The organism is Phyllobacterium zundukense (assembly GCF_025452195.1).
Taxonomy (GTDB): domain Bacteria; phylum Pseudomonadota; class Alphaproteobacteria; order Rhizobiales; family Rhizobiaceae; genus Phyllobacterium; species Phyllobacterium zundukense_A.
In genome coordinates, this window is record NZ_CP104973.1 from 2,976,267 (window position 1) to 3,001,185 (window position 24,919).

A 24,919-nucleotide genomic window follows, 5' to 3' on the forward strand; every position below is an offset into this window, starting at 1 on the left:
TCGAAATGACTGCCTTTACCAAACTCGGACTGAAATCTGACGTCAATGGACACGTGGTCATCGACGGTGTTGTCGATGGCTATGAAGCTTTTGCTTTGGCAAAAGTGGTCGCTGAAGCCGGGGCAGGCGGTCCGGTGCTGTTCATCGCGCGTGATGGCAATCGCGTTGCTGATATCGAACAGGTGCTGAACTTCGTCCAGCCGGATTTGCCCGTACTGCAATTGCCTGCGTGGGACTGTCTTCCCTATGATCGCGTCTCGCCAGGAGCGGATACTTCCGCGCGCCGCCTAGCGGCACTTGCTGGTCTTGCAGCCTTGCGCGAACATAAGCACCCGGGCGTCATTCTGGCGACGGCCAATGCCGTTCTGCAAAAATTGCCGCCGCGCAAAGTCCTCGCAGAGCAGCTTTTCATGGCAAAGCCCGGCAATAGAATTGACATGAATGCACTGGTGCAACGCCTTGAAAACAACGGCTTTGAGCGCGTTCCAACTGTGCGTGATATCGGCGAATATGCCGTGCGTGGCGGTATTCTCGATCTCTTTGCTCCGGGTGCCGAGGAGCCGCTGCGCCTGGATTTCTTTGGCGACACCCTGGAAACGATCCGGACGTTTGATCCAGCGTCGCAGCGAACGTCGAGCCAAAAGAAAGAATTCTCGATGCAGCCGATGAGCGAAATTACGCTTTCGCCCGAGCTCATCAGCCATTTCCGCTCGCAATATGTGCAGACGTTCGGGGCACCATCGCGCGATGACGCGCTTTATCAGTCCATCTCGGAGGGGCGCCGCTTTGCCGGCATGGAACATTGGTTGCCACTATTCTATGACAAACTCGAGACCGTTTTCGACCATGCGGGGCAAATGCCCGTGGTCTTCGATCACCTCGCGCACGAATCCATGGCTGAACGCCACAAGATGGTGCTGGATCACTACGAGGCGCGCAGACGGCAATCCGATGGCAAGGAGCCAGGCGATACCATCCCTTACAAGCCGGTCGAGCCGGGTTCGCTGTATCTGACACCTGAGCAGGTTGAGGCGTCGGCAGTTAACTCAGGCATGCGCATCGATTTCACGCCGTTCGACGCGCCATTCGTCACAGGTCGGTCGGTTATCCACGCCGGTGCGCATCGGGGGCGCACATTCGTCGAGGAGAGGACCGCCAAGGACACCAATGTCTTCGATAGCGTTGTAAAACACATTGCCGATGAGCGCGCTGCAGGCAAGAAGGTGCTGCTTGCTGCATGGAGCGAAGGCACACGCGACCGGCTGGTGCAGGTTCTGAACGAACACGGTCTCGAAAAGATCGAGCTTGTCGATGATCTGAGAACGGTCAAGGCGCTTGCTCGCGACAAAATTACTGCGGGCATCCTCTCGCTTGAAACCGGCTTCGATGCTGGAGAACTGGTCGTTGTTGCAGAGCAGGACATCCTCGGCGACCGGCTGATCCGTCACTCCAAGCGCCGCAAACGCGACCGGGATTTCATCAGCGAGGTTGCTGCGCTGAACGCCGGCGACATCGTCGTGCATGTGGATCATGGGATCGGCCGGTTCATCGGCCTGAGAACAATCACAGCTGCCGGGGCACCGCATGATTGTCTTGAATTGCACTATGCGGGCGATGACCGGCTGTTCCTCCCGGTAGAAAATATCGAGCTTTTGTCACGGTTTGGCTCGGAAACTTCGACTGCCGTGTTGGACAAGCTCGGCGGCGGGGCCTGGCAAGCCCGCAAGGCAAAGCTGAAGAAACGCCTGCTCGACATTGCCGGCCATCTCATTCGCATTGCGGCGGAACGGCAGATGCGTGGTGCACCGATCCTGTTGCCACCAGACGGCCTCTATGGCGAATTCGCGGCGCGGTTCCCCTATGACGAGACCGAAGATCAGGATCGCGCCATCGACGCGGTTATCGACGATCTTTCGCTCGGCAAGCCCATGGACCGCCTGATTTGCGGCGATGTCGGCTTTGGCAAGACTGAAGTTGCACTCCGCGCCGCATTCGTTGCGGCGCTGAATGGCGTCCAGGTTGCCGTCGTGGTGCCGACGACGCTGTTGTCGCGCCAGCACTTCAAGACCTTCACCCAGCGTTTTCAGGGCCTGCCTGTCAATGTGGCGCAAGCATCGCGGCTCGTGGGTTCGAAGGAACTGGCTGAAAACAAGAAGGGCATTGCCGAGGGGCAGGTTGATATTGCCGTCGGCACGCATGCGCTGCTCGGAAACGGCATCAAGTTCAAGAATCTCGGCCTTTTGATCATCGACGAAGAGCAGCATTTCGGCGTCAAACACAAGGAACGGCTGAAAGAACTTAAATCGGACGTGCATGTGCTGACCCTGTCCGCAACGCCGATACCGCGCACGCTGCAACTCGCCTTGACGGGTGTTCGCGAGCTTTCCTTGATTACCACGCCACCTGTGGATCGCATGGCTGTGCGAACCTTCGTCTCGCCGTTTGACGCGCTTGTCATCCGCGAAACGCTGCTGCGCGAGCGCTATCGCGGCGGGCAGAGTTTCTATGTCTGTCCGCGCATCTCCGATTTGAGCGACATCAAGGAATTCCTTGATACTCAGGTGCCGGAACTGAAAGTTGCGATTGCCCATGGCCAGATGGCGCCGGGTGAGCTCGACGACATCATGAATGCTTTCTACGACGGGCAGTACGACGTGCTGTTGTCGACGACGATCGTTGAATCCGGGCTCGATATCCCGACAGCAAATACGCTGATCATCCATCGTGCCGATATGTTCGGCCTATCGCAGTTGTATCAGCTGCGCGGGCGCGTCGGGCGATCGAAGCAGCGTGCCTATGCGCTATTCACGCTACCAGCCAACAAGCTGCTGACGCAGACGGCAGAACGCAGGCTCAAGGTTTTGCAATCACTGGACACGCTAGGTGCCGGTTTCCAGCTGGCGAGCCATGACATGGATATCCGTGGTGCAGGCAATCTGCTCGGGGAGGAACAGTCGGGGCATATTCGCGAGGTCGGTTTCGAACTCTACCAACAGATGCTGGAAGAAGCGGTTGCGGAGATCAGGGGTACCGGCGAAGTCGAGGACGGCCATTGGTCGCCGCAGATTGCGATCGGCACCGCCGTCATGATCCCTGAAACCTATGTGCCGGACCTGCAATTGCGTCTCGGCCTATATCGCCGTCTGGCCGATCTGGAGGAGCTGCAGGACATCGACGGCTTTGGCGCTGAAATGATCGATCGCTTTGGACCGCTGCCGGAAGAAGTTCAGCACCTCTTGAAGATCGTTTACATCAAAGCGTTATGCCGGCGTGCCAATGTGGACAAGCTCGATGCGGGACCAAAGGGCGTTGTCATCCAGTTCCGCAACAAGACGTTCAATAATCCAGCTGCACTGGTACAAATGATCGGCGAGCAGGGTTCGATGGCGAAGATCCGGCCCGATCAGAGCATAGTGTTTGTGCGCGACTGGCCTACGGCGGAGAAACGGTTGAACGGTGCAGCGGTCGTCATGACGCAGCTGGCGAAACTCGCCGAGGCCGCATAGTCAGACCGGACGCGGCTCAAAGCCATCGGCGGCCTGGCGGATGGCGTCCGCCAGAGCCTCTGCAGACTGCGCACCCATAACGGCGTATTTCTGGTCGAGGATGAAGCAGGGAACGCCGCGCACCCCGATCTGATTGGCGGTGTCGATTTCCTGCCGCACACCGAGAGTATCGGCGTCGGTTGGCAACAGGCTTGCAACGATGGCGACATCCATGCCGGCCTCTTGCGCGGCCTCCAGCAATATCTGGTGATCACCGATGTTCTTTCCCTGTTCGAAATAATAGGAGAAAAGGATGCCGACCATCTTGTCCTGAACGTTGGGCGTAGCCTGCGATGCCCAGCGGATCAGGCGATGCGCGTCCAACGTATTAGGGCTAACTTCGATGGCCTCGAAGTCAAACTCGATGCCAGCTTCCTTGCCAAGCTCGGTCAATTGCTGATGAATCTCGAAGATCTTGTCGGAACTTCCGAACTTTTCCTGCATGTAGCGATTGCGATCTTTTCCCTGCGGCGGGATCGTCGGGTCGAGTTGAAATGGTCGCCAATTGACAATGACGTCGAGGTCGGGATTAAGGGCGAGCGCGCTTTCCAAGCGCTTCCGTCCGAGAAAACACCAGGGACAAACGACATCCGACACCACGTCGATCGTGAACTTCTTATCGGTCATGGCTATTCCTATCGTTTATCGGACCACCACGTGGACAGTTGGTTGCCGACCATGGACGTCTTGTCCGGATGTTGCAGATGCGCCCAGCGGGCAACCCATTGCTCGGGCTGGTAGTAGATCGGGACCATATAATGGCCGGAGATCAGGACTCTGTCGAGGGCACGCACAATGCTGGTAAATTCCTCGTCACCGCGGGCGGCCAGCATTTTGTCCAGTAGCGCGTCGATGACGGGATCGGCTACCCCCGCATAATTGAAGCTGCCTTCAACTTCCTTCGACTGGCTGCCCCAGCGGTTGAATTGCTCATACCCTGGCGAAAGCGAGTTTGAATAGGCGCCGAGGATAACGTCGTAGTCGAACGTCTGGAGGCGTTTTTGATACTGTGCGTCGTCGACTGTACGGATGGTCGCACCGATGCCCAGGCGCTCGAGCGTACGTTTGTAGGCAAGCCCGAGACGCTCTTCGCCAACCGAGCGCGTCAGAATTTCGAATGTGAGCGGCGTACCATGCGGATCGAGCATCTGTTCGTTCTCGATCTTGTAGCCCCGGCTGACGAGAATGTCATAAGCGCGCTTCATTTCCTTGCGATCGCGCCCTGTTCCATCCGTTTTGGCGGGCTCGTAGGTGCCATCCATCACTTCCGGCAGCACCGCATCCGGATATGGCGCAAGTAGCGCGCGTTCGGTCGCATCTGCGGATCTGCCAAGGGCCGACAACTCCGAGCCCTGCCAGTAGCTACCCAGTCGCTGGTAGCGGCCGGCGTAGAGGTTGCGGTTGGTCCACTCGAAATCGAACATGAGTGCGAGCGCTTCCCGCACCGCCTTGTCTTGAAACAAGGGGCGCCGCGTATTGAAGACAAAGCCGAACATATTTGCCGGTGATCTGGACCGGAACGTGTCCCTGATAACCCTGCCATCTTTCACCGCCGGAAAATCATAGGACGTCGCCCATTTGTTGGGATCGCCTTCCATGAAGACGTCGAATACGCCTTTCTTGAATGCTTCGAACTGCGCCTGATCGTTACGGAAATACTCGACAGTTACCGTTTCAAAATTGTTGAAACCGACCCTGCTCGGCAGGTCGGCGGCCCAGTAGTCGGGGTTTCGCTTGAAAACGATACGCTGGCCTGGCTGAACCTTCGAAACGATGTAGGGTCCGCTGCCAACCGGGATAGCCAAGGGCGAAGCGTCGAATTTGTCGATGTCGATCGCATGTTTTGGAAGAACCGGCATAAGTGCCAGGACCAGCGGAAACTCCCTGTTCGCCTGCTCGTTGAATGTGAACCTTACGCCGCGTTCGCCGACCTTTTCGATTTTTGAGATCAGTTTCATGCGGCTGCTAAAAGGCGGTCGTCCCTTTTTGGTAAGAACATCGAACGTGAAGATTACATCATCGGGCGTTACCGGCTGCCCGTCGGACCATTTCGCCTTCGGATTGAGCGTGAATTCGACCCAGGTTCGCTCGTCATTGGTTTCAACCTTTTCGGCGAGCAAACCATACATGGTGAATGGTTCGTCGGCGCTTCGCTGCATCAGCGACTCGTAGACCAGATTGCCAAATTCGGAATCGCCGAACATGCCGCGTGCGGTCGTCCGCATGCTCTTGATCAGGAACGGATTGAGGCTGTCGAATGTGCCGACGACACCATAGGTTATGGAGCCTTCCTTTGGTGCAACCCGATTGACATAGGGGAAATTCTTGTAGTTTGCGGGCAGGGCAGGCTCGCCGTGCATGGCGATTCCATAGGTCGGTTCTGCAAAAGAAGCGCCCGTTGCCGAACATGCTGCGATCAAAAGCGCCAGAATCTGCAAACTTCTCTTCAACATCGTCTCAACCTTGCGCCTTTAGGGACGCGATTTACCCTGATTCGTGCCAAAGACTATCATTTGAAGACGATTCTGCGGCGGAAGACGTGCTATGTGCCATCTGAATTCAAAGACCAGCCAAAAGTAGTCTGGATTTGCATCGGCATGCAGTGTAACACGGCGTTCGATAATTGCATCTGGCGCTAGGGTCACTCTGTTGCCGCATTTAGTGACCAAAGCCAGACAAGCAAATACAAGTGATCAAGCCACACTTCGGATAAGTGCGCTGAAAGGAACCAGTTGACCATGTCCACCCGAAAGACTTTCGCTGCAACCGCATCTCTCGCAGGCGCCGTTGCATTACTTGCCGCCGCGGCCGTACCAGCCTCAGCCCAGCAACAGCAAAGAGCGCCTCAGGGTTGGTTCAAGGTTTGCTCGAAACAGGAAGACAATGACATCTGCAATACGCAGAATATCGTGACGGCCGACAGCGGCCAGCTCCTGACTGCTGTCAATCTCATCGAGATCAAAGGTAAGATCAATCGCAAGATCTTCCAGGTTTCCGTCCCGACCGGCCGTCTCATCGCGCCGGGTGTTGGCCTCCAGATCAACGGCGGCAAGACTCAGAAGGTTGATTACGCCATCTGCTTCCCGGATCGTTGCATTTCAGAAGTTGCCTTGTCCGATGACCTGCTTGCTGCCTTCAAGAAGGGCAACCAGCTGACGATGACTTCCGTCAACTTCCAGAACAAGCCCAATCCGATCAACGTTGCGCTCACGGGCTTCACTCAGGCTTACGACGGTCCCGGCCTGCAGCAGAACGAGCTCGAACAGCGCCAGAAGACACTTCAGGACGAAGTTCAGAAGCGTCAGAAAGAGTTCGAGGAGAAGATGAAGGCTGAGCAGCAAAAGGCCAAAACCGGCAACTGATCAACCGGCACTGAAAAGCAAAAAAGGACGCTTTGAGCGTCCTTTTTTATTGCGCATGAGTCGGTGCACTAGTTCATGTGAGGTTTCTTCACGCGATAGACGCCGTTTTCCGGCGTTTCAAACATGTTCCCGATCTGCGGATGCCTCAGGGGCACACCGGTCGTATCGGCAACAAGGTTCTGTTCCGATACATAGGCGACATATTCGCTTTCGGAGTTTTCTGCAAAAAGATGATAAAAGGGCTGGTCGCGCCGCGGCCTTATATCCTCGGGGATAGATCTATACCATTCTTCTGTATTGTTGAATTCCGGATCCACGTCGAAGATTACGCCTCGGAACGCGAAGATCCTGTGGCTCACCACCTGGCCGATCTGAAATTTTGCATGGCGTATCTGTGTCATCATCGTCATTCGTAGTAGGTATCTGTTTCTATCAAAGCTCGCGAGCCTAAATGGTTCCTGCGATCACTCTATCCCGCCATAAATTCATAAAGTCCGTCATGCTCAGTGTCTTCAATCTGGTACTTCCATTCTTTGGACTGATTTTCCTTGGCTTTTTCGTGGCACGAATCAACCACCAGCCTTTGGAGGCGCTAGGATGGATGAATACGTTCATCATTTATGTGGCGTTGCCGGCTCTATTTTTCCAGATACTCTCGAAAACGCCCGTGGCGGAATTGACCAAGTGGAACTTTATCCTCGGATGCACTTTGTCAACATTTGTCATTTTCCTGGTGATGTTTCTGATCGCCTTCGTGCGGACGCGGAAGATCGATGAAAGCACAATTCAAGGGCTTGCCGCAGCCTATGGCAATATCGGGTACATGGGGCCAGCCCTGGCGATCCTCGCCTTCGGTGCGACGGCAGCTGTGCCCGTCGCGCTGATATTTTGCTTCGACAACATGCTGCATTTCGTCATGGCACCGCTGTTGATGGCGCTTTCGGGCAATGACAAGCGTTCTCCGCGCGATGTCACTATAGGTGTCCTTCGCAAGATATTCGGCCATCCTTTCATTATCGCGACGATCCTGGGTGTTGGTGCGGCGCTACTCGGTATCGAGCCGCCTGTCGCAATCGACCGCATGATCGATCTCCTTGCAAGGGCGGCAGCGCCTTGCGCGCTCTTCGCCATGGGAGCAACGCTTGCACTACGTCCACTGAGGCGCGTACCGAAGGAACTTTATCTCATTGTCCCTATCAAGCTGCTGGTTCAGCCGTTGCTGATTTATGGGGTGCTGAATCTCGTCGGGAATTTTCCACCAGTGTGGATTTACACGGCCATGCTCATGGCCGCATTGCCTACCGCAACCAATGTCTTCGTCATCGCTCAACAGTACGGCGTGTGGGTCGAGCGGGCCTCCAGCAGCATTCTGGCGACCACTTTGTTTTCAATCGCGACCCTGACCCTGTGGCTCTACTTCATGACGCATGGTCTCATTCCCTGACACGCCGTCAACGTCTTTGTTACCAAGATAATCGCCCGCTTGGCTCTTTCGATCCAGCTGAGCCCTTGCGGCTGTCGATTTTCTGTATATATAGTTGCGAATGATTTGCAATTGCGATTAAGGGTATTCCATGGATCAACTACGGCAGGCGGTCGACACGCCTAAGGGCTGGCGACACGCAAGGGGCGAGGCGTCACTGTCGGACGTTCATCGTTCGATTGCCGTACGGACGAGTGGACCGGGTTGGCGTCGTGCAGCGGCCTTCGTCGGTCCGGGCTATCTGGTCGCCGTGGGCTACATGGACCCTGGCAACTGGGCGACATCGCTCGCCGGTGGTTCGAAATTCGGTTACACGCTTCTCGTCGTTGCGCTCGTTTCCAATATCATGGCGATTGTCTTGCAGGCTCTTTGTGCACGGCTCGCCATAGGTTCGGGCAGAGATCTGGCGCAGGCTTGCCGCGATGCATTTCCGAAGCCAGTTGCTTATACGCTATGGTTTCTGGCGGAAATTGCCATCATCGCTACGGATATTGCCGAAGTTATCGGCACGGCCATCGGTCTCAATCTGATTTTCGGTATTCCGCTTGAAATTGGCGTACTCATCACAGCGCTCGACGTATTCCTCATTCTTTATCTGCAGAAGCTTGGTTTCCGCTGGGTCGAGGCGCTCATTATTACGCTCCTCGGCGTCATAGCCGTTTGTTTCGCGATCCAGATTTTCATGGCGGATCCGGAATGGGGCGCTGTCATCAAGGGTTTTGCACCAACGACAGAGATCGTGACCAATCCGGAGATGCTGTATCTTGCGCTGGGTATCCTCGGGGCGACGGTGATGCCGCACAATCTCTATCTGCATTCAGGTATTGTGCAGACCCGCGATTACGGAAATACGCTGCCGGAAAAACGCTCTGCACTGAAATACGCAACGATCGATTCCACTTTGGCACTGATGTTTGCGCTCCTGATCAACGCGTCGATCCTCATTCTTGCTGCGGCAACATTCCACAAGACGGGTCAGACAGACGTCGCGGAACTCGGGGAGGCGCATTCTCTGCTCGCGCCACTCCTGGGCTTGGCCATAGCGCCGACGCTGTTCGGCATTGCTTTGCTCTGTTGCGGTATAAATTCGACCGTAACGGCAACGCTGGCAGGGCAGATCGTCATGGAGGGGTTCCTCCACATCAAGATCGCGCCGTGGCTGCGGCGGCTGATCACGCGCGGCATCGCCATCATTCCGGCCTCTATCGTTACCATCTGGTATGGCGAAAGCGGCACCGCAAAGCTGCTGGTCCTGACGCAGGTGGTCCTGAGCCTTCAGCTATCGTTCGCCGTATTCCCGCTGGTCATGTTCACAGCAAGCAAGGCAAAGATGGGCGCCCTCGTTTCACCGCGCTGGCTCTCGGCATTCGCGATGTTCATCGCCGTGGTAATTGCCCTGCTGAACGTGAAATTGCTGAGCGATTTCGTGCTGGCGTGAATTGGAGCCTCGGGCACCAAGATTGTTGCCCGAGGCGCTAATGTCTGCCAGATTCCTTGTGCGAAAATCGCCAGCCGCTGCCTGGGCGCAGACCTTCGCGCATGACAAAGCCACGAAGCGGTGAAAAGGCCCGCAAGAGCTCAAGGCCGCCGCTGCGAACCATCTGAACCGGCAGAAAATCCGACAGGAGCGAACGGTTCAGGGCGTCCACGGCACCCGTCCGTGCAAGAATGTCCGGGCTTCGCTTGCGATTATAGGTTGTCAAAACGCTGGCTGCGCCGAGGTCCATACCGTCGACCGGCAGAGTTGCCAGTAAGGTCTCCACATCACGAACACCGAGATTGAGGCCCTGTGCGCCAATCGGCGGGAAGACATGGGCCGACTCGCCAGCCAGGAACACGCGGTTGCGGGCGAACGAATTGGGAACCAGGCCGGACAGTGGCCAGCTCTGAGGATCGTCGTCGATGGTTATGGCGCCGAGCATGGATTGCATGCGCTCTTCAACGCGCGTCGCCAGTTGGTCACGGGAAAGTTCAAGCAATTCCACAGCATGGGCCGGGGTTGTCACCCAGACAAGACTTGAACGCTTGCCGGGCAAGGGCACCTGCGTGAAAGGACCATGCTCCGTATGAAATTCCGTTGAAATATCATGATGATCACGCGTATGGCTAAAGCTCAGAACGATGGCAGTCTGATTGTAGCTCCAGGTCCGCGCCGATATTCCAGCTGCCTCTCGTGCCAGCGAGGAACGGCCATCGGCAGCTATGACGATATTGGCGGTGTACATAGAACCGTCGCTGCCTTCGACAGCAATCGCATTTTCAGCCGGGTGATAATGACTGGCCGAGGCAGCGACATGCTTCACCGTCGAATTTTTCAGCGCATCGCCCAGGACCGATGTCAAAGTGACATTGGGAATATTGTAGCCGAAGGCTGGCTCGTTGATCTCGCTCGCCTCGAAGGTTACGGCCGGGCTCCTGATGAGCCGGTTTGTGCCATCGAGGATACGCATCGTGGTAATTGGCGCGGCATGTGGCTCGATGCTTGCCCACAGGCCAATCCTTTCGAGAAACTTGATTGCAGGTACCATCAGCGCGGTTGTGCGTTTGTCGGAACCCTCCGGCAGAACGCCAAGACTGATGACATTGTCGAAACTTTGCGCAAGTGCAATAGCAGCAATCAGCCCCACATGACCTGCGCCCGCAACAATAATCGGATCGGTTCTGGTACTGGTCATCATTGTCTCCGCTTCACGCTTTCAACAGTTTATATTAGCCTAATTGCTTGCACTTTGGGCATTTTTCAAGAAAAGCTGCTCACAAATCGTTCGCTATCGCTAAGGTACAACAGCGAACGCATTATTATCATGCAGCAGATTGGCACGGACCGTGAAAAAACCGATATTGCCCAAGGCCATAACGCCCAAGAAGGTAACGGCACCGCAAGCCAAAGCATTTTCCGTCCATCTTCTCACGGCGTCCGGCTCCTTTCTGGCGTTTCTTTCTGTGGTTGCGGCCAGTGAGGAAAGCTGGACAGCGATGTTCTGGTGGCTTGGGCTGGCGCTTTTTGTCGATGGTATCGACGGGCCGATTGCACGTAAGCTGGACGTCAAATATGTCCTGCCGAACTGGTCTGGCGAACTCCTCGACAACATCATCGACTATATGACCTACGTGCTCATTCCGGCCTTTGCGCTGTATCAGCGTGGCTTCATGGGCGAGGGGCTGTCCTTTTTGGCAGCGGCGATCATCGTGGTTTCCAGTGCCATCTACTATGCCGACACCGGCATGAAGACCAAGGAGAACTTCTTCAAGGGTTTCCCGGTTGTCTGGAATATGATCGTCTTCACGTTGTTCATCGTGCGCCCCGGAGAGTGGGTGGCATTCGCCATCGTTCTCGTTGCGGCGATCGTCTCGTTCCTGCCGATCTATTTCCTCCATCCCGTGCGAGTGCAACGCTTGCGACCACTCAATCTTGCGATATTCTTCCTGTGGTGTGCCTTTGGCGCATATTCACTGTTTCAGGAACTGGATTCGCCGCTCTGGGTGCGGATCGGCATTTCGGTGACGGGCATCTATCTTTTTTTCATTGGCGCCGTGATGCAGGCATTCCCCAATCTTGGTCGTACGGAGAAACTATGATGGTCAAGGCTGTTCGCGTTCATCAGGTTGGCGGACCTGAAGTACTGACCTATGAAGACATCTCCCTTGGTGCTCCGGGACCCGGCGAAGTGCGCATCCGCAATGAGGCTATCGGGCTAAATTTTCTTGACGTCTATTACCGGACTGGCCTCTATCCATCACCAAGCGCTCTGCCGCTCATTGTTGGTCACGAAGGTGCTGGCGTCGTGCTGGCAGTGGGGCCTGACGTCAAGGACATGAAGGTTGGCGACCGTGTCGCCTATACCAATCCCATCGGCGCCTATGCGGAAGAACGGCTCATTCCGGCAGATCGGCTTGTCAAAGTGCCTGATGGCATTCCGTTGAAACAGGCAGCCTCGATGATGCTGAAAGGCCTGACCGCCCAATATCTGCTGCGCCAGACCTTTCCGGTCAAACAGGGTCATACGATCCTCTTCCACGCCGCGGCTGGCGGCGTTGGCCTTATCGCCGGCCAATGGGCAAAACACCTTGGCGCGACGGTCATCGGCACTGCCGGCTCAGACGAGAAGGTCAAGCTGGCGCTCGACAATGGTTATGATCACGTCATCAATTACAAGACCGAGGATTTTGTCGAGCGGGTAAAAGAACTTACCGGCGGCAAAGGCGTCGACGTCGTCTACGATTCGGTCGGCAAAGATACGTTTGACGGCTCGCTGGATTGTCTGCGACCGCGTGGCATGATCGTATGTTTCGGTCAGTCTTCCGGACCGGTTCCGCCGTTTGACCTTGGTATTCTGTCACGCAAGGGATCGCTTTATCTGACACGGCCGACATTGTTTGTTTACGTTGCAGCGCGCGAGGCACTGGTGAGCGGCGCAAGCGAACTCTTCGATCTGGTTTCGAAGGGCATCATCCGCATAGAGATCGGTCAGACCTACGCGCTGAAGGACGTTGCAACGGCTCATCGCGATCTGGAAGGACGGAGAACCACCGGCACGACAGTGCTCATTCCTTAAGCCACCGTCGCTGATGCCCGAATATTGTGCGCAAATGACCGCTACCGTACGTTTTGCACTTTCCAAATTTGGTGAGGCTGACATAGGATCGAAAAACGGTCTTGGCCGCGGGGAATTATGACAGGCATAACGACAATAAATGGCTCCGAAATACCGCTCCTGGAAGCTAGCAAGCTCACCAAAGTTTTCGGCACACTCAAGGCTTGTGATGCGATTAATCTGAAAATCGGGACCGGCGAAATTCATGCGCTCCTGGGCGAGAACGGCGCGGGCAAATCCACCCTCGTCAAAATGTTGTTCGGTGCATTGCAGCCAACCGCAGGGGACATCGCATGGAAGGGTGAGACTGTTACCGTGATCAGCCCCGCTATGGGAAGAGCGCTGGGTATCGGTATGGTTTTCCAGCATTTTTCTTTGTTCGATGCGCTCACCGCTGCGGAGAATATTGCCCTGTCGCTGGACGAGAAGTCGCCACTCGACACGATCGCCGCACGTGCCCGCGAAATCGGCCAGACCTATGGCTTGCCGGTCGATCCTGACGCACTTGTCGGTGATCTTTCGGTTGGCGAACGGCAACGTATCGAGATCATTCGCTGCCTGTTGCAAAACCCTGATCTGATCATCCTGGACGAGCCGACATCAGTGCTCACGCCGCAGGAAGCCGATCTTCTGTTTGTGACACTGGAGCGTTTGCGCTCGGAAGGAAAATCCATCCTTTACATCAGTCACAGGCTGGAGGAAGTGCGCAGACTTTGCGACCGCGCAACGGTACTCAGGCACGGAAAGGTTGTCGGCCAATGTGATCCACGTACGCAGACTGCAGCTTCATTGGCGCGGATGATGGTCGGCAATGACATCCATGTCATTGAAAGGCTTCCGGCAGAATGGACGGAGCGGATACCGCTTATTGAGGTGAACGGCCTGTCGCAGAGGCCGCGCGGGCCGTTCTCGGTGGCGCTTCATGATATTTCTCTGTCGATCAATGGCGGAGAAATTCTCGGTATTGCCGGGGTTGCCGGCAATGGCCAAGGTGAACTCTTCGAGGCGATTTCCGGCGAAGTATTGCAAGAACGCCCTCAAGTTGTGCGCATTCGCGGCACAGATGCCGGCAGAATCGGCATATCGGCCCGGCGCAGGCTTGGCGCGGCTTTTGTGCCCGAGGAGAGGCTCGGACACGGCGCAGTACCCGACATGTCTTTAACCAATAATTTGCTGCTGTCGCGCCATTCAACGGATCGTAAAATGTTCCTGACCGGCGGCGTGCTGAAGCTTGTATCGGAATCCAGCCTTGCATCTGCGGCGAAACGTATCGTCACGCAGATGGATGTACGCAAGAGTGCAGAAAATCCCGATGCATCAGCTCTTTCCGGCGGCAACCTGCAGAAGTTTCTCATCGGTCGGGAACTTGATCGCAACCCGTCCGTGATAGTCGTCAACCAGCCGACATGGGGCGTCGACGCCGGCGCGGCAGCGCATATCCGCCAGGCATTGGTCGACCTTGCCCGCAGTGGATCGGCTGTGATCGTGATCAGCCAGGATCTCGACGAACTGTTCGAAATCTCCGACCGCATCGCGGCGATGGTGCATGGCCGTCTTTCCGAATCTGTGCCAATCGAGGCAATGACGATGGAACGCGTTGGTTTGATGATGGGCGGCGCCGACGCTACGGCGGGGGCCGCATGATGCGGATCGAAATCGTCAAACGTCCGCAGCACTCAGCTTTGTTCAGCGCCCTGTCGCCATTCATCGCGCTGTTCCTGACGTTGATTGCTGGCGCGATCCTGTTTTCCATACTCGGCAAGAACCCGATTTCGGCACATTATTCGTATTTTATCGAGCCGTTGACCGAGGTCTGGTCGATCCATGAATTGCTGGTGAAAGCAGCGCCGTTGATCCTCATTGCGGTAGGGCTTTCCGTTTGTTTTCTTTCCAACAATTGGAATATTGGCGCCGAGGGACAGTTCATCGCAGGCGGTATTGCCGGCTCGATCCTGCCGGTGGTTTTCCCGGACTTTCACGGCTGGTACGTATTGCCAGTTATGCTCCTGTTAGGAATGGCGGGAGGGATGGCCTACGCGACAATACCGGCATTTCTGAAAGTCCGCTTCAATACGAACGAGATTCTCACCAGCCTGATGCTGGTTTACGTCGCGCAGCTCTTTCTAGACTGGTTGGTGCGGGGCCCGTGGCGCAATCCTCAAGGGTATAATTTCCCCGAGACGGTACAGTTCAGCGATAGCGCCATCCTGCCGGCGATATGGCCAGATTCGGGCCGGGCGCACTGGGGTTTTGCTCTCGCCATAATCGCTGCGGTGGTTGTGTGGTTCATGCTGTCACGCACGTTGAATGGCTTCGAGATCAAGGTGCTTGGCCGTAGTTCCAGGGCAGGGCGGTTTGCCGGTTTCAGCGCCGGCCGGCTGACCTTTTTTGCTTTTCTGGTATCGGGAGCGTTGGCGGGACTGGCGGGTATCGCCGAGGTCTCGGGCGCCGTGGGGCAGCTGCGGACGAGCATTTCACCGGGTTATGGATTCACTGCAATCATCGTCGCATTCCTCGGAAGGCTCAATCCGTTGGGGATAATTGCCGCGGGACTGGTCTTGGCTTTGTCTTATTTGGGAGGCGAGGCAGCACAGATTTCATTGGGTATTTCGGAAAAATCGGCGCGTATCTTCCAAGGCATCATCCTGTTTTTTGTCCTCGCCAGTGACAGTCTGATTTATTATCGCATCCGGATTGTGTCGCGCTTGAGCGACACAGCGTTGAAGGGCGCGTGATGACAATGTTCGAGGCCATACTTCTGACAGTGGCAACAGCGGCGACACCGCTGCTCATTGCCGCGTTGGGCGAACTCGTCGTCGAGCGCTCCGGTGTGCTCAATCTGGGTGTTGAAGGCATGATGGTCATGGGCGCCGTGACCGGGTTTGCGGTCGCGCAATACACCGGTTCGGCCTGGCTAGGCATGTTCGCGGCGATCCTCGCCGGAGCTGCCTTTTCATTGCTGTTCGGTTTCCTGACCCTGACGCTGATCACCAATCAGGTGGCGACCGGCCTCGCACTCACGCTGCTTGGCCTTGGCGCTTCGGCCATGATTGGTGAAAGCTTTGTCGGCCTTCCGGGTGTGAGAATGGATTCTCTATATATACAAGGGCTTACGGACATCCCTTATGTCGGCAAGGTCCTGTTTGGACAGGACCCCATTTTTTACATTTCCATCCTGCTGACGATTGGCGTGGCATGGTTTCTGTTCAGGACGCGTGCAGGTTTGACGTTGCGCGCGGTCGGCGACAATCACACATCGGCGCACGCTCTGGGTGTACCTGTCGTTCGCATCCGCTACCTTGCCGTGGTTTTCGGCGGTGCCTGTGCTGGCCTTGCCGGCGCACAGCTCTCGCTCGTCTACGTGCCGCAATGGGTGGAGAACATGACTTCGGGCAGGGGCTGGATTGCGCTGGCATTGGTGGTTTTCGCGTCGTGGCGGCCGTGGCGGATCCTCGCCGGAGCCTATCTTTTTGGTGCGGTAACCATCGGCCAGCTGCATGCGCAGGCGCTCGGCATCGGCGTTCCTTCGCAACTGATGTCGTCGCTTCCCTATCTTGCAACGATCATCGTGCTGGTGCTGATTTCGCGCAACAAGCGTCTGACATTGATGAATACGCCGACATCGCTCGGCAAACCCTTCGTACCTGATCGCTAGGATACGGCACAAAGACAGTTTGAACGATTTAACAGAAGAGGTGAACGCAAATGAAAAAACTGATGATGGCGCTAATGGTAGCCGCCAGCTTTGCCGTGGCGGGGCCCGCCCTGGCCGCCGACAAATTGAAGGTCGGCTTTATTTATATCGGACCGCCGGGTGACTTCGGCTGGACTTACCAGCATGATCAAGGCCGCAAGGAGCTTGAGAAAGAGCTGGGCGACAAGGTTGAGACAACCTTTCTCGAAAACGTACCTGAAGGTGCCGATGCGGAACGCTCCATCGAGCGGCTTGCTCGAGCTGGCAACAAGCTGATCTTCACCACGTCGTTCGGCTATATGGACGCGACAATCAAGGTTGCGCAGAAGTTTCCGGACGTCAGATTCGAACATGCGACGGGCTACAAGACCGCTGAAAACGTCTCGGTCTATAATTCGCGGTTCTACGAAGGCCGCTATGTGCAGGGCGTGATTGCTGCAAAAATGTCCAAGACCGGCGTCGCCGGTTACATCGGGTCGTTTCCCATTCCCGAGGTTGTCCAAGGCATTAATTCGTTCATCCTGGGTGCTCAAACCGTCAATCCGAACTTCAAGATCAAGGTGATCTGGGCGAACTCATGGTTTGACCCGGCCAAGGAAGCTGATGCCGCCAAGGCGCTGATCGATCAGGGTGTGGATATCATCACGCAGCATACGGATTCGACTGCCGCGATGCAGGTTGCGGCAGAACGCAAGATCAAGGCTTTTGGCCAGGCTTCAGACATGATCAAGTTTGGCCCGGAAACACAGCTGACATCGATCGTCGACAATTGGGGTCCGTACTATATCGAGCGCGCCAAGGCGGTGCTGGATGGAACGTGGAAATCGCATAATGTGTTCGAAGGCATGAAGGAAGGGCTCGTCGTGATGGCGCCCTACACGAACATGCCGGATGATGTGAAGAAGCTTGCCGAAGAAACGCAGGCCAAGATCACCTCGGGCGAACTCAAGCCTTTCACCGGCCCAATCAAGAAGCAGGATGGTTCTGAGTGGCTGAAAGCCGGAGAGACGGCTGACGACAAGACCATTCTGAGCATGAACTTCTACGTCGCCGGTGTGGACGACAAGCTGCCGAAATGAGGACCAGCGAAGGGTCGTGAAAAGGAAAGGGCGCCTCTGGCGCCCTTTTTGCTGTCACTATTGAGTGGATCACTCCGCTTCGTCGGCAGACCCCGCATTCAACAGCCCATAACGTTCTGCGCCGATTGAATTCAGCAGATCGATCTGGGTCTCCAGGAAGTCGACATGACCTTCCTCGTCCTTGAGCAGTTCGTCGAACAATTCCTTGGAGACATAATCGCCAAGCTGGTCGCAAATCTCTCGGGAAAGCTTGTAGGATTTCACAGCGTCGTACTCACCGGCGAGGTCCGCCTCGAGCACTTCCTTGACGTTCTGGCCAATGCGCAGCGCGCCGACGGACTGCAGATTTGGATGACCCTCGAGGAAGATGATGCGCTGGATGATCTTGTCGGCGTGATGCATCTCTTCGATGGATTCCGCGCGTTCCTTCTTGGCCAGCTTCGTGAAGCCCCAATCGTCCAGAAGGCGATAATGCAGCCAATATTGATTGACGGCGCCTAATTCGAGAAACAACGCCTCGTTAAGCCGCTCGATGACCTTTGGTTCGCCCTTCATGTCGTGAACTCCCGTATTCGTGACGCAGAGACCGGACACGGTCGATGAACGAAACTGCATCAGAATCGTCTGAACCGTGCCGGAGATGATATTCTTCCGTCACCTTTATGATGGTTTCAACGACATTTGGGAAGCAACCGCAGCAGCGGCCGCGTTTCTTCATGGCATGGTAAACTTTGGCGGGAACAACGAGCTGCCAAGGGTCAGCATCAAGAAGTTCAATAATGGAACTCTCGATCTCTTTTTGAGTAATTATGTTGCAATGGCAAACTAGCATTTTGTATAGGCGCCGTACTCACAAGAACACAAATCCCCGACATCTAATGCCGCAGAGGCACCTAAGCTTGAATCAATTGCTGATCCGACTGCGTTCTGTACGCTAGACCCACAAAATACTATCCCGAAACCGGGTGATACTTTCGAACCAGACAATGGTTCCTCCAATCGCAAGGGTTCAAGGCCCAAACATTAAAGGTCATGCGTTCATCCAACGCTCCGGCTATAAAGCCGGTTTGTTGAGAACCTGTCAAATGCATATGGTGATATTATGTCATGATTTCAATAAGTTAGAATAATTCTAAACTAGGCAAATAACATAACCATTTCAATCATGTTTGGCTTTCCGGTTAGATTGAAAGCAAAAAAATAGTGCCGGTTCAACGTGTGTCAAAACGTCTCATAAGCTTCTGATGGACACGGCGAGGCCGCGGGTTCACAGTTTTTCGCAACTGCGAACAACCAATTCGCAACGCAGGGTGCAGAAAAGCATCCCGGAATCGGCACTTCCTGCATGAGGTTCGATGCTTCTTGGGCGAGAGTCGCGCGTTTTCGTTGAGAACGCGACCGGAAAAGACCGCTCAATTCAAAGAATCGTTGCGTTTTTTGGATCGGCGAAAATCACGGCAACTGCCGTACTGTGCAGTACGGCAAACTCGCTTCAGCTGGCGGTCGCGAGGCGCGGGGTGAGTATGTCGATCCCCAGCAGACTACGCACATCGCGCTTATCGACAATGTCCTCGATCGTGAACTGGGCAAGCACCTCGAAGAATGCATTGAGTGCCTTGCGCAATGCTGCATTCAATCCACAGCTATCGATCAGCGGGCAATCGGCGGCATCGTTTTCGAAGCACTCCGCCATTGCGAAGTTCTCTTCGGTCACGCGCACTACGTCGAAGAGGGTAATCTCCTTGGCCGGTTTGCCAAGCTTCACGCCGCCATTGCGACCGCGGACAGTTTCAATGAAACCATTCTCGACCAACGGCTGGAGGATCTTGAACAGGAAAAGTTCGGAAACCGTATAGGCTTGGGCAATTTCACCGATTCTGCTGAGATTGCCGTCATTGGCGGCGCAGTACATAAGAATTCGGATGGCATAGTTCGTCTGTCTGGTCAGTCGCATGGGAATATCTCTTTCAACCTGAAAACCAGGCCTGCATATTCAATCTGGGCGCAGTTTAGAATTATTCTTGATAAAGTAAACGATAATATGAAAGCCAGTTTCATATTATCCGGATCACGCCTGACCGGCAATCCGATTTATCGAACGACAACCACTATAGAGGCGGTGATGAGGGCGATTGCACATAGCAACAAGAGACCGTAGACCCGAGGCTTGTCAAAAAGGACCGCGAAACCGGCGGACCAAACCACCACAGCGGCACCGAGAGCATAGAGAAAGCCTGCTTTGTGGGCCCATGCAATATTGACGGCCATCAGACCGCCGATGATAAGGGCGCCAAATACGACCATCAGAGCCAGGGCGTATTTCTCAAAATTATCCATTCGGGGCAGCTCACTCTCAGCACGCATAACAGAATGTCCGTAACCTGATGAATGATCAGGCAGATAGTGAGCCCTACATAGACTGTTCGCACCCCGGAAAGCAACCTGAGACACTGCCGCACGGCACTTGGATCGGGGCATGTGTGCTATAGGCAACAAAAAAGGCCGGGATTTCCCGACCTTTCGAATTCGCCTCAACGCCAGTGCCAGTACATCCGTGGTCAAAGGCGGAGACGAATTTCTAACGGGTATATATGAGGCGCGCCCCAGGATTTCAAGACTTGGTCTTTAACGCCGATAAGCGCTCAACCCTGCCAGGAGACCTATGCCGGCGACGGCAGATACGATGGCTACTGCGGTCATCGGGTTCTCCTTGGCTTTCTCACTGACCATGTGCGCTTCCTCGCCAACAAATCGTGCTGCTTTTCGGCTGTTCTTCTTCACCGCTTCATATGCAGAGCTGCCGCCATTTTCATAAAGCTCATAGCCGTGCTCGGAAAGCGATTTGCTGATTGTTGCCAGCTGCTTGCGCAACGCAGCGACCTGATTTTCCAGATCCTTTTCAGCCATAGCCTGAACTTTGGTTGTATTCGTTGCCATTTCAGTAATCCTTTCCTTGAGTGGAGAAAGGGGGAACGTCGTGTATGGCGTTTTGTTCCGATTGCACGCCGTGCGCGCTACTTCCAACAGCCGTTTCGCTGGCCATTAAGATTGTGCGAATCGATATCTATGCTGGCGGAAAAATCGTTCTTCACCAGATAGACCGCCGTTTCCGGCTTGATCCTGATCTTGTTCCAGCCGGTACAGCTTGACGCGTTTTGCGGCGCTTCGCTCATCCAGCGCATTGCGCCACAACCAGACATCCCAAGGATGCAAGGCAGCAGGAAAGCCAGAGCCAATCTCTTCATAGTTCTATTCTTCCGATGCGGCTTGATAGAGCCGATCGAAAATGCGCCAAGGCGGGCTGCAAATGGTGCTTTCCTGTGCTCCGACGCTCACGTACCCAACGTGCGCTCCGCTTCGGTGCTCGCAAATCACCATTTTCGCCACGCCCTGACGAATTTTCAGTCAGGCTCCAAGAGTTGCTGTTGAATGGCGCCGGACAGTCATCGCACATTTTTCATGATCATGTCATTGAACTTTCGTTCAAACCTAGTCGTCATTGCTGGCGTTCAGCTGCTGCGGCGTCAAGCCTTCCTCGGTTGGCTTGGCAGTCAGTGATTGCGCCAGGATCAACCTGCTGGACTTGAGCAGGGGCGCATTGGCCGCTCGCACCCTGGCGAGGCGGGGATTATTCTCGTGGGCCGTCACTGCCGCTTCATTTGCATAGAGCTCGTTGACCATGACCTTGTTGGCAATCGGTGTTCCATTGCGCTCGATGGGTTTGATAACCTCGAACCGCAGACAACCGGGTTCCTCCTCCAGGGTCTTGCGGGCATGCTCCCGGATGAGCGCAATGAATTCGGCTTCGCGGCCTTCATGCGTTTCGAATTCAACGATAATCGTCAATGCGGTCATAGAAATTCCACTCCCAGCTTTGCAACGAGGTCTAACAGCCGTCAATCGACAAATCCAGACAGACATTAGGTCGTGACCTCATAAATCTAATGGAGATAACGCCTGTTTCATAAAATGTTTTCATCTCGCCTTGATGATGCGAGAGTGAAAACGCAACCTGAAGAGAGGCGGACCAAATGAGAACCATCCTGTCGATCGTTGCCGTACTTCTAATACTTATGGGAGCAATCTGGGCGCTTCAGGGTCTCAGTATTCTCGGCGGTAGTTTCATGGTCGGTCAAACACGATGGCTCAGCATAGGGCTGCTGACTATCGCGATTGGCGCGGGACTTCTTTATTATGCCAGGATCAGGACTCATTAATATGGTCGACATGGCGCCTGAAACGGCAGGAAGATGCAAGGAGAGCTGCGAAGGGCGGGGTCTTCCCCCGGCTACTTTGTCGCAAAGGCTCGACAATGGATAAACATTGCCATCGCCTTCGCTCCTCGTATCCGAACGAAAAGCCTCATACCATGTCGACCAGATTAATGAGTTCTGGCCCTAGGAGGCAACGATCCCGATGAAATCGGAACCTCTCGTATTCGCCAGCGTTGTTTTTTTATCGTGGTCGCAGCAATTGCGATCTGATTGTCGCTGAACGACAAGCTGAAAATGAAAGGAAGCTCCCATGAAAAAAGCCTTTGATATACGTATGGCGAGGGGAGCTTGAGATGGCCAACATCGTTTTGAACAAAAAGACCTGGATTATCGTCGCCGATGGGGAAAAGGCACTGTTTCTCCGCAATAAAAACGATATGAAGCATGTCCAACTCAGCACCATCCACGAAATGCATCACTCGAATCCCGCGACACGAGAACAGGGGAGCGACAGGCCAGGGCGTTTCAGTGACGGACCAAGCCCGCACCGCAGTGCTGTCGAGGACACGGACTGGCATGAGATTTCCAAGAAACGATTTGCCAAGGAAGTTGCCGACGCACTCTATGGTTACGCACATAAGGGAGGTTTCGAACGGCTGGTTGTGATCGCTCCACCGACGGTGCTCGGCGAAATGCGTCAGGAGTTTCACAAGGAAGTTTCCGACAGGATCGTCAGCGAAATCCCGAAAACGCTGACCAATCACCCAATCTCCGATATCCAGTCAATCCTGACGGAGAGTTAGAGCCTCGGGCCCCGGCGCAATGAATGGCTGGAGAGGCGATTAGTCGGCTAAGCTGGTGTTATGGACACTTTACAGTACACAAGCAAAACCCCTGCCGGACCGGTAGGGGTTTCGCAAGTTGAGGCTTGATTTGGCTCTAACAAACTGGACTCTGGATAAGAATATCGCGCATCGTTTCAGTGCGGCGCAGGCTCAAGGTACCGCTACACTCAACCTACAGAAATACTAGCACATATCGCGAAAATTTCAAGGTTCAGATGGCAAAAGTCTATCTTAAATTTGCCTTGTTGCGTTCGTTATCTTCCTCAAGCCGTTTAATTCTTGCCTCCAAAGCATTGATTGCCTTGAAGACAGCCACGCCCATACTTTTGAAATCACCGCTATGAATGGCTGCTTCGATCGCATGTTTGGCATCTTCAATCGACATTGTTTTCTCCACTCACGATTGCTGTTCAGCTCATGCAGAAAACCCAATCCTCAAGGGGCATGAGGATTGGGTCATGTTGGCTTTGTGGGTTAAGCCAAGACTGGTTTGGGACCAGTCATATAGAAATGTTTCAAGTGTACGATGGTTCCGGTAGCCTGCAAGATTATTAGGACCGGGATTACCAGGAGGCGGGGAACTATGATGGCAGCAGATTGAAAAGGACCGCCACATGAAACCCAAAGGCGGTCACAAACAGTACGACACCCAAATCGCGCCGTCTCGTGGAATGGCGAACACCCTCGGGCGAATTGCGCGTGCTGGTGTAATCTGTTGAAGCCATCGGTACTGTCCTCGCTGTTGACCGATATCTTGGGTTATTCCATACACGATTAACACGATAGAGATTACAATTCTCGCTGCCGAACAGGTAAAGTTTTGCGCTAAGGCAAGAATACGCGAAACAATTTTCCTTAAGCTGTGCGATTACGAAAACGGGACGACTCTGTCGATAGTTGCGGATGAAATCCGGAGCTCGCATCCGTTGAAATCGATTTCTGGAAATCTGCGAAAATCGCAAAACAAAATCGCCAAATGCGGCCAACCGGAGCAAAGAGTGGTCTGGTTCGAGGTGCGGCTGATGTGTTGCAATGCAGAACGAGAGTCTTCCTTCGGATCCCGGCGGTTCGCGACAATCCAATGAACGAGGAAATGAATGTCCATTTTTCCAAGCGTGGCGCGTTTGGCCCACCAGGAGCTGACCGTAGACGCCGACCTGTTCAAGGATTCGATGCGGCACCTGGCGGCGGCTGTGAGCGTCATTACAGTTGGACGTGGCGACGAACGCACGGGGTTCACTGCGACGTCGGTCTCTTCATTGGCTATAGATCCGCCCTCGGTGATCGTCAGCATCAATCGCGCGTCTTCATCCTGGCCGGTCCTGCAGCGGCATGGCAGCTTCTGCGTCAATATGCTGGCACACGATCAGCGTCATGTGGCCGACAGTTTTTCTGGAAGAGATGGTCGAAAGGCTGCGGAACGCTATCAAGGTGCAGATTGGCGGGAGCTCAGCACAGGGACGATGGCGCTGGTCGATGCGCTGGCGGTGCTCGATTGCGAACTCGACGATGTCATTGAGCGGCATTCGCACGGCATCGTGATCGGCAGGGTCAGGGCGGTGACGCTGCGCCACAATGCCGAACCGTTGATCTATTGGCGCGGCGCCTATCGCCAGATCAGGTCGTTGGGGTAAAATCAGGTCACGATGGCAGTGATCGAGGCCGCGATCAGCGCTACCGACACAAATAAAATCAATCCGTAAAGCCGGGGCTGATCGAAAATCACGGCGAAGCCAAGGAAAAATGCAGCGCATGCGGAAGCCAGCGCGAAAAGAAAAGCAGGTTTGTCAGTGGTAGTAATCGCGAAGGCCATCAGCCCGGCAATGATGAGTGCACCGAAGACGATGAAGATCCAGGTCGCGAAGGTTTCGTAGCGGTCCATCGTGTGCTCTCCGGTCAGTCCATGCGCTTCTATTTCGATTACAACGGAATATCAACAGGCAGTCAAATCCGGAAACAAGAGTGCCAACTTTGGACTCGATCTGTTCTGATCGGAGCCAAAACTCGTAATACAAAAAGAATATTTTGTTAACGAATGCCAAGATTAAAGTCTTCCGGTGTACAAAAGTGAGGCCAATTTACCACACTGATAAAGTTCAGTG

Annotated in this window: 27 protein-coding genes; 13 read left to right on the forward strand and 14 right to left on the reverse strand. The window is 54.8% G+C overall.

The features are described from left to right. Nucleotides 1-5 precede the first annotated feature (5 nt). A complete protein-coding gene (gene mfd / locus N8E88_RS26945; RefSeq protein WP_262293262.1) occupies nucleotides 6-3,506 on the forward strand; it encodes a transcription-repair coupling factor in 3,501 nt (1,166 codons plus the stop codon). Here mfd and N8E88_RS26950 read toward each other — a convergent pair whose 3' ends face one another. Further along, the gene (locus tag N8E88_RS26950; protein ID WP_262293263.1) at nucleotides 3,507-4,172 is read right to left on the reverse strand and encodes a DsbA family oxidoreductase; all 666 of its coding nucleotides are present in this window, start codon (nucleotides 4,170-4,172) and stop codon (nucleotides 3,507-3,509) included. Between the two features lie 8 nt (nucleotides 4,173-4,180). Then, nucleotides 4,181-5,998, reverse strand: coding sequence for an extracellular solute-binding protein (locus N8E88_RS26955; RefSeq protein ID WP_410010620.1), 1,818 nt, complete (start codon nucleotides 5,996-5,998; stop codon nucleotides 4,181-4,183). A gap of 285 nt (nucleotides 5,999-6,283) precedes the next feature. On the opposite strand from N8E88_RS26955, the gene N8E88_RS26960 reads away from it, so the two are divergent. Next, nucleotides 6,284-6,907 (forward strand): invasion associated locus B family protein, encoded by a 624-nt coding sequence (locus N8E88_RS26960; RefSeq protein WP_114430156.1) that lies wholly within the window; start codon nucleotides 6,284-6,286, stop codon nucleotides 6,905-6,907. A 68-nt stretch (nucleotides 6,908-6,975) separates the two neighbouring features. Here the strand turns inward: N8E88_RS26960 and hspQ are convergent, their stop codons facing one another. Next, nucleotides 6,976-7,308 carry a heat shock protein HspQ gene (hspQ, locus tag N8E88_RS26965; protein ID WP_262295645.1) on the reverse strand — a complete coding sequence of 111 codons (333 nt, stop codon included), beginning with the start codon at nucleotides 7,306-7,308 and terminating at the stop codon, nucleotides 6,976-6,978. Nucleotides 7,309-7,406: 98 nt separating this feature from the next. Here hspQ and N8E88_RS26970 point away from each other — a divergent pair, with 98 nt between their 5' ends. Then, nucleotides 7,407-8,351, forward strand: coding sequence for an AEC family transporter (locus N8E88_RS26970; RefSeq protein ID WP_262295646.1), 945 nt, complete (start codon nucleotides 7,407-7,409; stop codon nucleotides 8,349-8,351). Between the two features lie 130 nt (nucleotides 8,352-8,481). Then, on the forward strand, nucleotides 8,482-9,828 hold the full coding sequence (locus tag N8E88_RS26975; protein WP_262293264.1) for an Nramp family divalent metal transporter: 1,347 nt from the start codon (nucleotides 8,482-8,484) through the stop codon (nucleotides 9,826-9,828). A 37-nt stretch (nucleotides 9,829-9,865) separates the two neighbouring features. On the opposite strand, the gene N8E88_RS26980 is transcribed toward N8E88_RS26975, so the two are convergent. Then, nucleotides 9,866-11,065 carry a UbiH/UbiF family hydroxylase gene (locus tag N8E88_RS26980; RefSeq protein ID WP_262295647.1) on the reverse strand — a complete coding sequence of 400 codons (1,200 nt, stop codon included), beginning with the start codon at nucleotides 11,063-11,065 and terminating at the stop codon, nucleotides 9,866-9,868. Between the two features lie 151 nt (nucleotides 11,066-11,216). Between N8E88_RS26980 and pcsA the strand changes: the two genes are divergently transcribed. The 6 genes from pcsA (at nucleotide 11,217) to N8E88_RS27010 (ending at nucleotide 17,758) form a co-directional block, all read left to right on the forward strand. Beyond that, nucleotides 11,217-11,969, forward strand: a complete 753-nt coding sequence (gene pcsA, locus N8E88_RS26985; RefSeq protein ID WP_262293265.1) for a phosphatidylcholine synthase — start codon at nucleotides 11,217-11,219, stop codon at nucleotides 11,967-11,969. Beyond that, nucleotides 11,969-12,946 (forward strand): quinone oxidoreductase family protein, encoded by a 978-nt coding sequence (locus N8E88_RS26990; RefSeq protein ID WP_262295648.1) that lies wholly within the window; start codon nucleotides 11,969-11,971, stop codon nucleotides 12,944-12,946. The genes pcsA and N8E88_RS26990 overlap by 1 nt, the downstream gene beginning before the upstream one ends. A 117-nt stretch (nucleotides 12,947-13,063) precedes the next feature. Further along, nucleotides 13,064-14,629, forward strand: a complete 1,566-nt coding sequence (locus N8E88_RS26995) for an ABC transporter ATP-binding protein (RefSeq protein ID WP_262293266.1) — start codon at nucleotides 13,064-13,066, stop codon at nucleotides 14,627-14,629. After that, complete coding sequence (locus N8E88_RS27000) at nucleotides 14,629-15,720, forward strand: ABC transporter permease (protein WP_262295649.1); 1,092 nt, start codon at nucleotides 14,629-14,631, stop codon at nucleotides 15,718-15,720. The genes N8E88_RS26995 and N8E88_RS27000 overlap by 1 nt, the downstream gene beginning before the upstream one ends. Further along, complete coding sequence (locus N8E88_RS27005; protein WP_262293267.1) at nucleotides 15,720-16,640, forward strand: ABC transporter permease; 921 nt, start codon at nucleotides 15,720-15,722, stop codon at nucleotides 16,638-16,640. Before N8E88_RS27000 ends, N8E88_RS27005 begins: the two co-directional genes overlap by 1 nt. Nucleotides 16,641-16,690: 50 nt before the next feature. Continuing rightward, nucleotides 16,691-17,758: a BMP family ABC transporter substrate-binding protein gene (locus tag N8E88_RS27010; protein WP_262293268.1), complete on the forward strand. Its 1,068-nt coding sequence runs from the start codon at nucleotides 16,691-16,693 to the stop codon at nucleotides 17,756-17,758. Nucleotides 17,759-17,827: 69 nt separating this feature from the next. On the opposite strand, the gene bfr is transcribed toward N8E88_RS27010, so the two are convergent. The 7 genes from bfr to N8E88_RS27045 all read right to left on the reverse strand — a co-directional run bounded on the left by bfr (nucleotide 17,828) and on the right by N8E88_RS27045 (nucleotide 21,613). Continuing rightward, the gene (gene bfr / locus N8E88_RS27015) at nucleotides 17,828-18,313 is read right to left on the reverse strand and encodes a bacterioferritin (protein WP_112527101.1); all 486 of its coding nucleotides are present in this window, start codon (nucleotides 18,311-18,313) and stop codon (nucleotides 17,828-17,830) included. Next, entirely contained in the window at nucleotides 18,279-18,590 is a 312-nt protein-coding gene (locus N8E88_RS27020; protein WP_262293269.1) for a (2Fe-2S)-binding protein, read from the reverse strand. Before N8E88_RS27020 ends, bfr begins: the two co-directional genes overlap by 35 nt. A 660-nt stretch (nucleotides 18,591-19,250) precedes the next feature. Next, the gene (gene rirA / locus N8E88_RS27025) at nucleotides 19,251-19,712 is read right to left on the reverse strand and encodes an iron-responsive transcriptional regulator RirA (protein ID WP_262293270.1); all 462 of its coding nucleotides are present in this window, start codon (nucleotides 19,710-19,712) and stop codon (nucleotides 19,251-19,253) included. Nucleotides 19,713-19,849: 137 nt separating this feature from the next. After that, nucleotides 19,850-20,095 (reverse strand): hypothetical protein, encoded by a 246-nt coding sequence (locus tag N8E88_RS27030; protein WP_262295650.1) that lies wholly within the window; start codon nucleotides 20,093-20,095, stop codon nucleotides 19,850-19,852. A gap of 288 nt (nucleotides 20,096-20,383) precedes the next feature. Beyond that, nucleotides 20,384-20,695, reverse strand: coding sequence for a hypothetical protein (locus N8E88_RS27035; protein ID WP_262293271.1), 312 nt, complete (start codon nucleotides 20,693-20,695; stop codon nucleotides 20,384-20,386). 77 nt (nucleotides 20,696-20,772) lie between these two features. Continuing rightward, nucleotides 20,773-21,003 carry a hypothetical protein gene (locus tag N8E88_RS27040; protein WP_262293272.1) on the reverse strand — a complete coding sequence of 77 codons (231 nt, stop codon included), beginning with the start codon at nucleotides 21,001-21,003 and terminating at the stop codon, nucleotides 20,773-20,775. Nucleotides 21,004-21,247: 244 nt separating this feature from the next. Next, entirely contained in the window at nucleotides 21,248-21,613 is a 366-nt protein-coding gene (locus N8E88_RS27045) for a putative quinol monooxygenase (protein ID WP_262293273.1), read from the reverse strand. Between the two features lie 176 nt (nucleotides 21,614-21,789). Here N8E88_RS27045 and N8E88_RS27050 point away from each other — a divergent pair, with 176 nt between their 5' ends. Both N8E88_RS27050 and N8E88_RS27055 read left to right on the forward strand, forming a co-directional pair. Next, complete coding sequence (locus tag N8E88_RS27050; protein WP_262293274.1) at nucleotides 21,790-21,975, forward strand: hypothetical protein; 186 nt, start codon at nucleotides 21,790-21,792, stop codon at nucleotides 21,973-21,975. Between the two features lie 350 nt (nucleotides 21,976-22,325). Then, the gene (locus N8E88_RS27055; RefSeq protein WP_262293275.1) at nucleotides 22,326-22,775 is read left to right on the forward strand and encodes a baeRF12 domain-containing protein; all 450 of its coding nucleotides are present in this window, start codon (nucleotides 22,326-22,328) and stop codon (nucleotides 22,773-22,775) included. A gap of 268 nt (nucleotides 22,776-23,043) precedes the next feature. Here the strand turns inward: N8E88_RS27055 and N8E88_RS27060 are convergent, their stop codons facing one another. Next, nucleotides 23,044-23,202: a hypothetical protein gene (locus N8E88_RS27060; RefSeq protein WP_262293276.1), complete on the reverse strand. Its 159-nt coding sequence runs from the start codon at nucleotides 23,200-23,202 to the stop codon at nucleotides 23,044-23,046. Between the two features lie 196 nt (nucleotides 23,203-23,398). After that, nucleotides 23,399-23,542 carry a hypothetical protein gene (locus N8E88_RS27065; RefSeq protein ID WP_262293277.1) on the reverse strand — a complete coding sequence of 48 codons (144 nt, stop codon included), beginning with the start codon at nucleotides 23,540-23,542 and terminating at the stop codon, nucleotides 23,399-23,401. A gap of 372 nt (nucleotides 23,543-23,914) precedes the next feature. Between N8E88_RS27065 and N8E88_RS27070 the strand changes: the two genes are divergently transcribed. Next, entirely contained in the window at nucleotides 23,915-24,451 is a 537-nt protein-coding gene (locus tag N8E88_RS27070) for a flavin reductase family protein (RefSeq protein ID WP_262293278.1), read from the forward strand. 2 nt (nucleotides 24,452-24,453) lie between these two features. On the opposite strand, the gene N8E88_RS27075 is transcribed toward N8E88_RS27070, so the two are convergent. After that, complete coding sequence (locus N8E88_RS27075; RefSeq protein WP_114430138.1) at nucleotides 24,454-24,699, reverse strand: hypothetical protein; 246 nt, start codon at nucleotides 24,697-24,699, stop codon at nucleotides 24,454-24,456. Nucleotides 24,700-24,919: the final 220 nt, after the last annotated feature.